An 8,776-nucleotide genomic window follows, 5' to 3' on the forward strand; every position below is an offset into this window, starting at 1 on the left:
ACGGGTGACATCCTTCCACGCAAGGCCGAAGCCTCACACATGAGGTGTCAAGCAAACCCTGGGCAGACCCTTCCATCCCACGCCGCGCGCGGCGAGCCCCGTCCGAGTCTGTCCCTCGTCCTGGCAACCCGAGAAAGGGTTACCGCGGTTTGGCATCTGCCTGGATCGGCCGGTGTCATCCGGACACCACCTTGCCTCCAGACCATTCAACCGCAGTGCGATCGCAACACCGGATACGTTGATGCGAGGCGATTTCCACACTGCCGTGTGGTGTTCTTGACTCCGAGCGCGCTGCGTTGAGCCGCGGCAGGGCTCGCGATCCGCGGCGATCGGCTGGCAACAGGTCAGCTTCGCGAGTTCACGGAATCCGTCTCATCGTGCGCTTCCGCAGCCGGAAAGGCGTAGGCACCGCTTGTGCCGAGGATGCTCTCCCAATCGATTCCCATGAGCCTGACCCTTTCCGCACCCGAAGTCGCCCGGGTCCAGCATGCGCGTTTCTCCGGCGCACAGCTCCCCCGGCAAGCTCACTTCAGCTCTGGATGCCCTTGAGGAACACCGCGAAGTTCGCCACGCCATCGCCGACCAGCTCACCGCGGCTCACCACGCTATCGGCGTCGTCAACGCTCGAACAACTCCGTGCGCACCTGGTCGCCGAATGAGCCGACCCGGCCGCCGAGAGCTGGGAGACGTCACAATGGTTGCCGGTCGCAGGCCCAGGTCATCGTGACGGTGGTGCCGGCGACGCTGGTCTCGACCAGCGCGTGATCAGCCAGGGTATGGATCAACGCCAACCCCCGGCCGCCCAACAGGCTGGAGCGGGGAACCGGTTGCCACTGGCCGTGGTCGCGGATGATCACGACGACAGAGTCGCCGACCCGGCCGGCGCACAGAGCCAACGTGCCGAGGCGACCCGGATAGGCGTGGACGACGACGTTGGCCATCGCCTCGTACGCCGCGAGCAGCAGGTCCTGGACCCGCCCGGCCGGCACGCCGGTGCCGGCGGCCCACACGGCGAGTGCGTCCCGCAGCCGGCCCAGCTGGGCAGCCTCGGCCGGCACGTCCTCGTGCCGCAGGTCGGGGGCAAGGACGGTGTCATCAGCAGGGAGGTCCGCAGAGCAGGTCATCGCGGCCGGTCGGCGGCGAGCGCATCCACCGTGCTGGCGAAAACCGGCAGCAACTGATGCATCCCGGTCAAGCTGATCGCGCGGTGAGCCATGCTCTCCTCGACCGCGACGACCCGCACGATGGTGTCCCGACCGCCGTCGGCGTGGGCTTGCGCCAGGACCGACAAGCCGGAGGAGTCGAGGAACGTCACGGCGGCCAGATCGATCACGAGCACCGGCGGCAGCCGGGCAAGAGCGGCGGTGACCGCGTCGGTCAACTGCGCGGCCGTGAGCAGATCAACTTCACCTGCCACGGCCAGCACCAGCGCCGCAGAGGGCGCTTCCTCGCGCAGGGAGAGCCGCAGGGCGTCCTCGGTCTGGGCCGGGTCGGCGAGGTTGTCGGTCACCGACCCGTATCCGCTCTCTCGACCATCAGCTCAGTCCCTTCTCCGCGCGCACTAACCACCCAAGCTGTGCGCGCGTGTACCCGATCTTGAGCCGAGTCAAACCATGACTCCGGCCGCTAGTCGCGCGCCTGCGATCATGAGCGTGGCGTACGGCCGCCCGTCAGCCTGCGCCTTGGGGGCCTGCCCGTCTCGCCGCGGACGGTGCTGAGGGGCGTTGCGGTTGTTCAGCGCAGCCGCGCTACCAGTGACAGCCATTCGTCGGCGTCGGCCCGGTCGGCGTGGATCGGCAGGATGCGGTCGAGGAGCAGCAGCTTGATGGGGCGGACCACGGCGCGCTGGCTGGCGATGACCGCGCAGGCGATCCCGCGCGCGTGGGCGTTGGTGACCGCATTGACCAGGACCGACAGGCCGCCGGAGGAGCAGAACCCGACCCTGCTGAGGTCGATGATGAGCGCGGGAGGCCGCAACGCCAGCTCCTCGTCCAGCCGGTCCTGCAGCCGCGCCGTGCTCGACAGGTCCAGATCTCCGGCGACCGCGACGGTGGCCGCGTCGGCTGTGGTGGTCACCGTGAGCGGGTGCGGGCGAGACTGCCGGCGTCGATGTCACGGTGGCTGCGAGGAGCGGCGGTGGCGGGCATGTGAGGGGGCCTCCTCGTCGACGCGGGGAGCCGGGCGTGCCGCGCCTCCCCGTTGGCACCGGGCTGCCGGTGGGCAGGCCGGAACCGGGTTCGGTGGCGGCTGGTGGCTCAACCGCGGCGTCGCACTGCTCAACGCCGGCCGAGGCCGGCGTCGCGGCGACGCGCCACGGCCCGGACGGCGCGCAGGGACGCTGACCGGGCCAGACACATACTGCCCAGCCCATCACGTGCTCAACCGGTCTTGGGCTCGTCTTCCTCGGCGGGGGTGTCGAAGGCCGACCCGAGCACGTGCTGCCGCAGCTGGTCGAGAACCGCGGAGGAGGTTTCGGCATCCACGGTGCTGGCTTCGGCGTGGCTGCCGGCAGCGACCACGACCGGCGCGACGTCACGCAACTTGACGTTCGTGCGCTGGGAGATGGTGCGCAGCGCCGTGAAGGCGGTCGCGGCGGTCCAGCCGCGCACCAGCATCAGCATCCCTTTGGCTTGCTCGATGACCGGCTGTGTCCAGGGCGTCCCGCAGCTGGGCCACCTCGTCGGCCGGATTCTTTGAGGATCTCCACGACGTCATGGGCACATTCCAGCGCATTTGGTCACGCCTGGCACCGCGGGCTCGACACCTCGTCAGGTGATGGCATCTCCTCTGCACCGAGCGTATCTGCATCGTTCTGGAGATCCCCAGGTCGACACTGACCGCAGGTAACGCTGCGTGATCGATACGGTGGTTGAACGATTCGCTGACGGGTAGAGCACTCTCGGTGGCCGGGTAGTTGAGCATCCAGCTGTCCGGCCGCCCTCAAGTTCTCAGCGAACACCGTCCCCGAAATCGCGGGCCGCACTTCACGGGCACAGCGGGCAAGGCGGAAGAGACAACGCCTCCACAAAACCCTGCTCAGCTCAGTGATCAGGACTCGGCTGGCGGTGGTTCCGGCGCCAAGGTGGAGTGCAGGCCGAGGCTCATCAGTTTGCGCCGGACCGGGTGGGAGGCCACGACCCGCAGTGACGTTCCGCGTGCAGCGCAGCGGTGGGCCAGGGTGACGAAAGGGATGACAGCTTCCATGGTCAGGTAGGTCACCGTGGTCATGTCCAGGATGAGGGCGGTGGCGGGATCTGCCGCGTACGCCGGGGCGACGATCTCCTCCGCGGCGTGGGTGTCGGTGAGGTCTCCGGCGCCGCGCAGGATCAGCACGTCGGTGGCCGGTGCCGGTCGGGGATCGACGGTGGTGGGATCCTCGTGGGGATCGGCGACCGTGCTCATGTGCCCGTCCTGTTCCGCCGAGCATCCCGCTGCGTCTCTGAGCGAGACGCAGCGGGCGCGAGCTGCGCAGCTGTCTTCTCGGGTATCTCGGGGGATTCGTCGGGCGTTACCGCCCGGATGCGTGGAATCCCGACCGCGTACAAGGTCGGCCTCGAGGTGCCCGGCGACCAACGGCAATCGCCCTTCCTCTAGCAGCAGCGATGAACCGTGGGCGGCCATCACGCTGCGACAGGTCCGAGATCACTTCTCGGTTGGCCGGATTGACCGGCGGGTAACCCGCAGCCGCAGGCCCGACTGGGCTGGGTGGGCGAGCCGGCAGGTGGATCGCCTCGGTGACGTGGTGGAGGTCCCTGAGTGTCATCCTTGCCGCTGGCGGTCCTGATCCTGATCTTCGTGGCGGCGGCCGCGGCGATCTGGGTTGCCGGCATCTCGCTCTCCAACCAGACCGACGTGCTGGCCACCCGGCTGCACCTGGGCTCGGCGCTCGGCGGCCTGGTCCTGCTGGCCGTGGCGACGAACCTGCCGGAGATCGCTATCGTCGTCTCCGCGTCGGCAGCCGGCAACGTCGGCGTCGCCGGTGGGGAACATCCTCGGCGGCATCGCCATCCAGACCGTCGTCCTGGTCGTGCTCGACGGGTTCGGTGTCCGCGGTGGGCAGCCGCTGACCTACCGGCCCGCCTCCCTCGTGCTGGTCCTCGAAGCGGCGCTGGTCGTGGCCGTGCTCGCCGTCGTCATCGCCGGAACCCAGCTGCCCGCCTCCCTCATCGTGTGGCGGCTGACCCCGGCGCCGGTGCTGGTCGCCGTGCTGTGGGTGGTCGGGTTGCTGTTGCTGCAGCGAGCCGGGCGGTCCCTGCCGTGGCACGAAGACGGCGACGCTCCCGACGGGCAGGACCGGCCCCGCGGCCACCGCCGTCACCACGTCGAACAGCAGGCCAGCCACAAGGGCACCAGCACGGCAAAATCCGCGGTGATCTTCGGCGTCGCCGCGTTGGTCACCCTGGTCGCCGGGGTGTTCCTCGAGCGCAGCGGCGACGCCATCGCCGATCACATCGGCCTCTCCGGAGTCCTGTTCGGCGCCACCGTCCTCGCCGCCGCCACGTCACTGCCGGAGGTCTCCACCGGGATCACCTCGGTCCGCAACGGCGACTACCAGCTCGCGGTGAGCGACATCTTCGGCGGCAACGCCTTCCTGCCCGTGCTGTTCCTGGTCGGCACCCTGGTGTCCGGGCAGGCCATCCTGCCGCACGCCGAGAACACCGACATCTACCTCACCGCGCTGGCCGCGCTCCTCACCCTCGTCTACGCCGCCGGGCTGCTATTCCGCCCCCGCCGCCGCGTCGCGGGCGTCGGCGTCGACTCGTTGATCGTCCTGGTGCTGTACGCGGCGGGTATCGGCGGCCTGGTAGCCATCGCCACATCCTGAGCAGCCGATACACCGCCGAGGCGGCAAACGCCGACCGCGTTCGAAGAAGAACTGGGATGCGTGCGATTTCCCCGGTCGGGCACACCTGCCGACGCGTTCGAGCTGCTGCTCGCCGGCAACCGGCGCTTCATCGCCGTTCGCCGTGCTGTTCGGGTGTTCGGATTCCCGGTTGCCGCCGAGATCATCTCGGGGGCGACCGTCGCCGACTGGGCGGCGTTCCACCCATCCGTTGCCCGGACAGCCTCGAAAGGGGGGTGTCCAGGAAGGATCCGTCCCAGCGCCGGGAAGCTCGGTGGTGGGTGACGCCCGCCGTACGCACGCGGGCGGGGAGGAGTTCGTCCGTGTTTGGCAAGCGCTATGCCGCCTCGATGATCACCCGGAGCGCGGCGAACGATCAAGATCGCCGGCGTTTCCTCAAAGCCGCCGGCATGACCGGCCTCGGCGTCGTCGGCGCCGGTGCCCTCGGCAGTCTCACGACCGGGACCGCCTCCGCCGCCACCGTTCGGCCCGCCGCGTCAGCTGCCGCCGCCTCGGCTGAGGTCAGTGACGGGGCGGTGCTCAACTTCGCCCTCAACCTGGAGTACCTGGAAGCCGAGTTCTACCTGCACGCCGTCACCGGCCGCGGGTTGGCCGACGCGATGACCACCGGCACCGGCGCTCGTGGCGGGGTCACCGGGGGCCGCGCGGTCCGCTTCGAGAGCAAGACGGTCCGCCAGTACGCCCAGGAGATCGCCGCCGACGAGAAGGACCACGTCCAGTTCCTGCGCTCGGCCCTCGGCTCGGCCGCGGTCGCCCGGCCGGCGATCGATCTGCAGTCCAGCTTCACCGCCGCCGCCCAAGCCGCCGGTCTCGTCAGGCCCGGGCACAGCTTCGACGCGTTCGCCTGCGAGGAGAACTTCCTGCTCGCCGCCTTCCTGTTCGAAGACGTCGGCGTCACCGCCTACAAGGGCGCCGCCCCGCTGATCTCCAACAAAACCTACCTCGAAGCCGCCGCCGGCATCCTCGCGGTGGAGGCCTACCACGCCGGCAACATCCGCTCCCAGCTCTACGAACGCCGCGGCGGAATCCTCGGCCTCGGCCTGCTCGGCCGCGACCTGCGCGAAGCCTCCGTCAAGCTGTCCAACGCCCGCGACAGCCTGGACGGGCCGTCCGACGACGACCAAGGCGTGATCGACAGCCGCGGCAACGCCAACATCGTCCCCACCGACGGCAACGGCATCGCCTACAGCCGCAGCCCCGGCCAGGTCCTCAACATCGTCTACCTGACCAACAAGGCCGCGACCTCCGGCGGGTTCTTCCCCAAGGGCGTCAACGGCGACGTCAACACCAGCGCCGCCAACAGCTGACCAGCCTGAACAGCGAAAGGCAGGCAAGAACATGTCGACCTCCTCAGCGACCCGCACGAATCGCTCCGCGACCCAACTCGTCGCGATGGCGGTGGCCGCGGTCTTCCTCCTGGTCGGAATTCTCGGCTTCATTCCCGGCGTGACCACCCACTACGACGAGCTCAGTTTCGCCGGCCACCACTCGATGGCGATGCTGCTCGGACTGTTCATGGTGTCGATCCTGCACAACATCGTCCACCTCCTGTTCGGCGTCGTCGGTTTCGTACTCGCCCGCACCCACCGCGGCGCCCGCGGTTTTCTCATCGGCGGCGGCATTGTCTACCTGGTGCTCTGGATCTACGGGCTGGTCATCGACCAGATGAGCGCCGCCAACTTCGTCCCGGTCAACACCGCCGACAACTGGCTGCACTTCGGCCTCGGCGTCGGGATGATCGCCCTCGGCCTGATCACCGGCCGCCTGCCGGCCCCGAAAGCCACGCGCGGCTGACCGCCCCTCGCCAGGCTTGGCGTCCGCACGCACCGCGAGCGGACGCCAAGCCGCGTCCGTCGTCACCCACCGGGTGGTTTTAGTTGTCACACTTCCGGAACCCAGACGAAGAGGCCCCGGACTTGCCGCGCCACCGACCGGTCTGGCTATACCCAAACCGCCGACCGCGCCGGCACCGTCCCGACAGCGCCACCGGCTGGCACAGCGCCACCATCACCGCCAGCTGACACCCCTCCCCTACATCCCGACGGGAAAGATCCTCACTGGCACCAGCGCCCACACGACCTTGCCGTGGCTGTCGGTGCGGACACCCCAGTCCAGGGACAGCTGGCCCACCAGCCGCAATCCGTACCGCGACGTAACGACCCGGACCGCGCCCGCCACCGGGTCGCCGTCGCTGACCTCGACCAGCACGTTCTCCGACGTTCGACCGGCTCGCAGCAGCCTCGGTGTCGTCGCATGACGATAGGCGTTGCCGACCAGCTCGTCGACCACCAGCAACGCTGCACCGAACCGGTCGTCAGGGTCCGCATCCGGCAGCAGCGCCTCGACGATCGCCGCCCGCACTTCCCGCAGATCCGGCCGGCCGGTGAGATCGGCCGTCACATCCGCCATCGAACCTGCCGGCGGCCTGATTCTCCGGTCGTCGTTGAACGTCACGCCGTAGTTCCCTTCACTCCACCTGATTCGTGTTCGTCACCTTCTGGGGGATGGATGGGCGTCCGATCAGGGGATATGCCGGACGACGCCGTGGCGGACCAGTCCGCTCGGCCAGGGGTTCCGAACTGGCACTGAAGGAGCCGCCGCCGTGCTCAACGCAGCCCGAACGGTGAAAACCGACCCGCGACGGCCTAAGTCGGCTGCCAGACTGTCTGGGGGTGAAATGACGACCGCCGACCTGCACACCCTCACCGGGGCGTACGCGGTGAACGCACTGTCGGACCTGGAACGTGCCCAGTTCGATCGGCACCTGAATGAATGCGACGCGTGCCGTCTGGAGGTCCGGGAACTGCAGTGAGGTTCACCCCGGGTAGTGGACACCGAGTTAGCAGGACCAGCTGTCCTGCTGAAAGGATGTCCTCATGCCTCCTCGCAAGCGCCGGTCGTACGCGGCCGAGTACAAAGTCGAGGCTGCCCACCGCGTGATCGACTCCGGCCGCACGATCTCCGAGGTCGCCCGCGAGCTGGGAATCGACGCGGGCATGCTCAGTGTCTGGGTCAAAGACGAACGACGCCGGATCACCGCGGCCGAAGCCCACGGGGACAAACCCCTGGAGGCGGCCGAGCGGGCCGAGCTGCTGCGCCTGCGCGGGCAGGTCGCGGACCTGGAGAAGGACAACGCGTTCCTGGTAAAAGCCTCGGCGTACTTTGCCGCGATGCAGAAGAACCGGCCCGGTTCGCTCTGATGGCCAAGTACGCCGGCCCCGACGAGGTCGCCGGAACCACCAGCGCCGCCTCACCGAAGCGCACGCGATTCTCGGTACGGCGCATGGCACGGCTGCTGGGCGTCTCGACGTCCGGCTACTACGCGCACGTCAAACGCGCTGCGGCGACGGCGTTGACGGCTCGGCAGCAACGCCGGGCCGATCTCGAAGTGAAGATCACCCAGGCACACCAGGACTCCCGCGGAACCTACGGGTCGCCGCGGATCACCGCCGAGCTGCGTGATCAGGGTGAGGTCGTCACGGCGAAGACTGTCGCCAAGATCATGGCCTCGATCGGGATCGAGGGCATCAGCCCACGCACGTTCAAGGTCAAGACAACGGTCGTCGACCCGGCCGCGTCGTTCCCGCCGGACCTGGTCGACCGGCACTTCGACCGCGGTCGGCCTGATGCGGTCTGGCTCACCGACGTCACGTACCTGATGTGTGGTGAGGGCGAGATGTTCCTGTGCGCGATCCGGGACGGGCACACCCGAAAAGTGCTGGGCCACAGCATCTCTGACCACATCGGCGCCGAGATGGTCACCAGCGCCATCGACGCCGCGGTGGCCGCTCGTGGCAGCCGGTGTCGTGGCACGATTCTGCATTCCGACCGTGGCGGGGGAGGGCGGATTCAACCGGTCGTCGCAACACCTTGATCATGGAGGTGCGCAATGGGGCACGGTAGGAAGCAGCT

At 68.8% G+C, this 8,776-nt stretch carries 12 protein-coding genes; 6 read left to right on the top strand and 6 right to left on the bottom strand.

The genetic code is table 11. The features are described from left to right. Window positions 1–689: 689 nt before the first annotated feature. The 5 genes from C2L58_RS12870 to C2L58_RS12890 all read right to left on the bottom strand — a co-directional run bounded on the left by C2L58_RS12870 (window position 690) and on the right by C2L58_RS12890 (window position 3,402). Window positions 690–1,124: an ATP-binding protein gene (locus C2L58_RS12870; protein WP_103337810.1), complete on the bottom strand. Its 435-nt coding sequence runs from the start codon at window positions 1,122–1,124 to the stop codon at window positions 690–692. Continuing rightward, window positions 1,121–1,510, bottom strand: a complete 390-nt coding sequence (locus C2L58_RS12875; RefSeq protein WP_103337811.1) for an STAS domain-containing protein — start codon at window positions 1,508–1,510, stop codon at window positions 1,121–1,123. Before C2L58_RS12875 ends, C2L58_RS12870 begins: the two co-directional genes overlap by 4 nt. 224 nt (window positions 1,511–1,734) lie before the next feature. Next, complete coding sequence (locus C2L58_RS12880; protein ID WP_103337812.1) at window positions 1,735–2,076, bottom strand: STAS domain-containing protein; 342 nt, start codon at window positions 2,074–2,076, stop codon at window positions 1,735–1,737. Between the two features lie 302 nt (window positions 2,077–2,378). Beyond that, the gene (locus tag C2L58_RS12885) at window positions 2,379–2,621 is read right to left on the bottom strand and encodes an ANTAR domain-containing protein (RefSeq protein ID WP_103337813.1); all 243 of its coding nucleotides are present in this window, start codon (window positions 2,619–2,621) and stop codon (window positions 2,379–2,381) included. Window positions 2,622–3,048: 427 nt separating this feature from the next. Then, window positions 3,049–3,402, bottom strand: coding sequence for an STAS domain-containing protein (locus C2L58_RS12890; RefSeq protein WP_103337814.1), 354 nt, complete (start codon window positions 3,400–3,402; stop codon window positions 3,049–3,051). Between the two features lie 577 nt (window positions 3,403–3,979). On the opposite strand from C2L58_RS12890, the gene C2L58_RS12895 reads away from it, so the two are divergent. The 3 genes from C2L58_RS12895 to C2L58_RS12905 all read left to right on the top strand — a co-directional run bounded on the left by C2L58_RS12895 (window position 3,980) and on the right by C2L58_RS12905 (window position 6,658). After that, the gene (locus C2L58_RS12895; RefSeq protein ID WP_199191244.1) at window positions 3,980–4,825 is read left to right on the top strand and encodes a sodium:calcium antiporter; all 846 of its coding nucleotides are present in this window, start codon (window positions 3,980–3,982) and stop codon (window positions 4,823–4,825) included. A 341-nt stretch (window positions 4,826–5,166) separates the two neighbouring features. Then, window positions 5,167–6,171: a ferritin-like domain-containing protein gene (locus tag C2L58_RS12900; protein ID WP_103337815.1), complete on the top strand. Its 1,005-nt coding sequence runs from the start codon at window positions 5,167–5,169 to the stop codon at window positions 6,169–6,171. A 31-nt stretch (window positions 6,172–6,202) separates the two neighbouring features. After that, window positions 6,203–6,658: a DUF4383 domain-containing protein gene (locus C2L58_RS12905; protein ID WP_103337816.1), complete on the top strand. Its 456-nt coding sequence runs from the start codon at window positions 6,203–6,205 to the stop codon at window positions 6,656–6,658. Between the two features lie 237 nt (window positions 6,659–6,895). On the opposite strand, the gene C2L58_RS12910 is transcribed toward C2L58_RS12905, so the two are convergent. Further along, the gene (locus C2L58_RS12910; RefSeq protein ID WP_103337817.1) at window positions 6,896–7,318 is read right to left on the bottom strand and encodes an ATP-binding protein; all 423 of its coding nucleotides are present in this window, start codon (window positions 7,316–7,318) and stop codon (window positions 6,896–6,898) included. Between the two features lie 223 nt (window positions 7,319–7,541). On the opposite strand from C2L58_RS12910, the gene C2L58_RS12915 reads away from it, so the two are divergent. From C2L58_RS12915 to C2L58_RS12925, 3 genes are all read left to right on the top strand, one after another. After that, complete coding sequence (locus C2L58_RS12915; RefSeq protein ID WP_103337818.1) at window positions 7,542–7,676, top strand: zf-HC2 domain-containing protein; 135 nt, start codon at window positions 7,542–7,544, stop codon at window positions 7,674–7,676. A gap of 64 nt (window positions 7,677–7,740) precedes the next feature. Next, entirely contained in the window at window positions 7,741–8,064 is a 324-nt protein-coding gene (locus C2L58_RS12920; RefSeq protein ID WP_103337819.1) for a transposase, read from the top strand. Next, window positions 8,064–8,738: an IS3 family transposase gene (locus tag C2L58_RS12925; RefSeq protein WP_103337820.1), complete on the top strand. Its 675-nt coding sequence runs from the start codon at window positions 8,064–8,066 to the stop codon at window positions 8,736–8,738. The genes C2L58_RS12920 and C2L58_RS12925 overlap by 1 nt, the downstream gene beginning before the upstream one ends. Window positions 8,739–8,776: the final 38 nt, after the last annotated feature.

The organism is Amycolatopsis sp. CA-126428, assembly GCF_002904335.1.
GTDB lineage: Bacteria > Actinomycetota > Actinomycetes > Mycobacteriales > Pseudonocardiaceae > Amycolatopsis.

Excerpts from the sequence above, each read along its gene's own strand:
- C2L58_RS12870 (WP_103337810.1), bottom strand. The coding sequence starts at position 1,124 with ATGACCTGCTCTGCGGACCTCCCTGCTGATGACACCGTCCTTGCCCCC.
- C2L58_RS12885 (WP_103337813.1), bottom strand. The coding sequence starts at position 2,621 with ATGCTGATGCTGGTGCGCGGCTGGACCGCCGCGACCGCCTTCACGGCG.
- C2L58_RS12890 (WP_103337814.1), bottom strand. The coding sequence starts at position 3,402 with ATGAGCACGGTCGCCGATCCCCACGAGGATCCCACCACCGTCGATCCC.
- C2L58_RS12905 (WP_103337816.1), top strand. The coding sequence starts at position 6,203 with ATGTCGACCTCCTCAGCGACCCGCACGAATCGCTCCGCGACCCAACTC.
- C2L58_RS12915 (WP_103337818.1), top strand. The coding sequence starts at position 7,542 with ATGACGACCGCCGACCTGCACACCCTCACCGGGGCGTACGCGGTGAAC.
- C2L58_RS12920 (WP_103337819.1), top strand. The coding sequence starts at position 7,741 with ATGCCTCCTCGCAAGCGCCGGTCGTACGCGGCCGAGTACAAAGTCGAG.
- C2L58_RS12925 (WP_103337820.1), top strand. The coding sequence starts at position 8,064 with ATGGCCAAGTACGCCGGCCCCGACGAGGTCGCCGGAACCACCAGCGCC.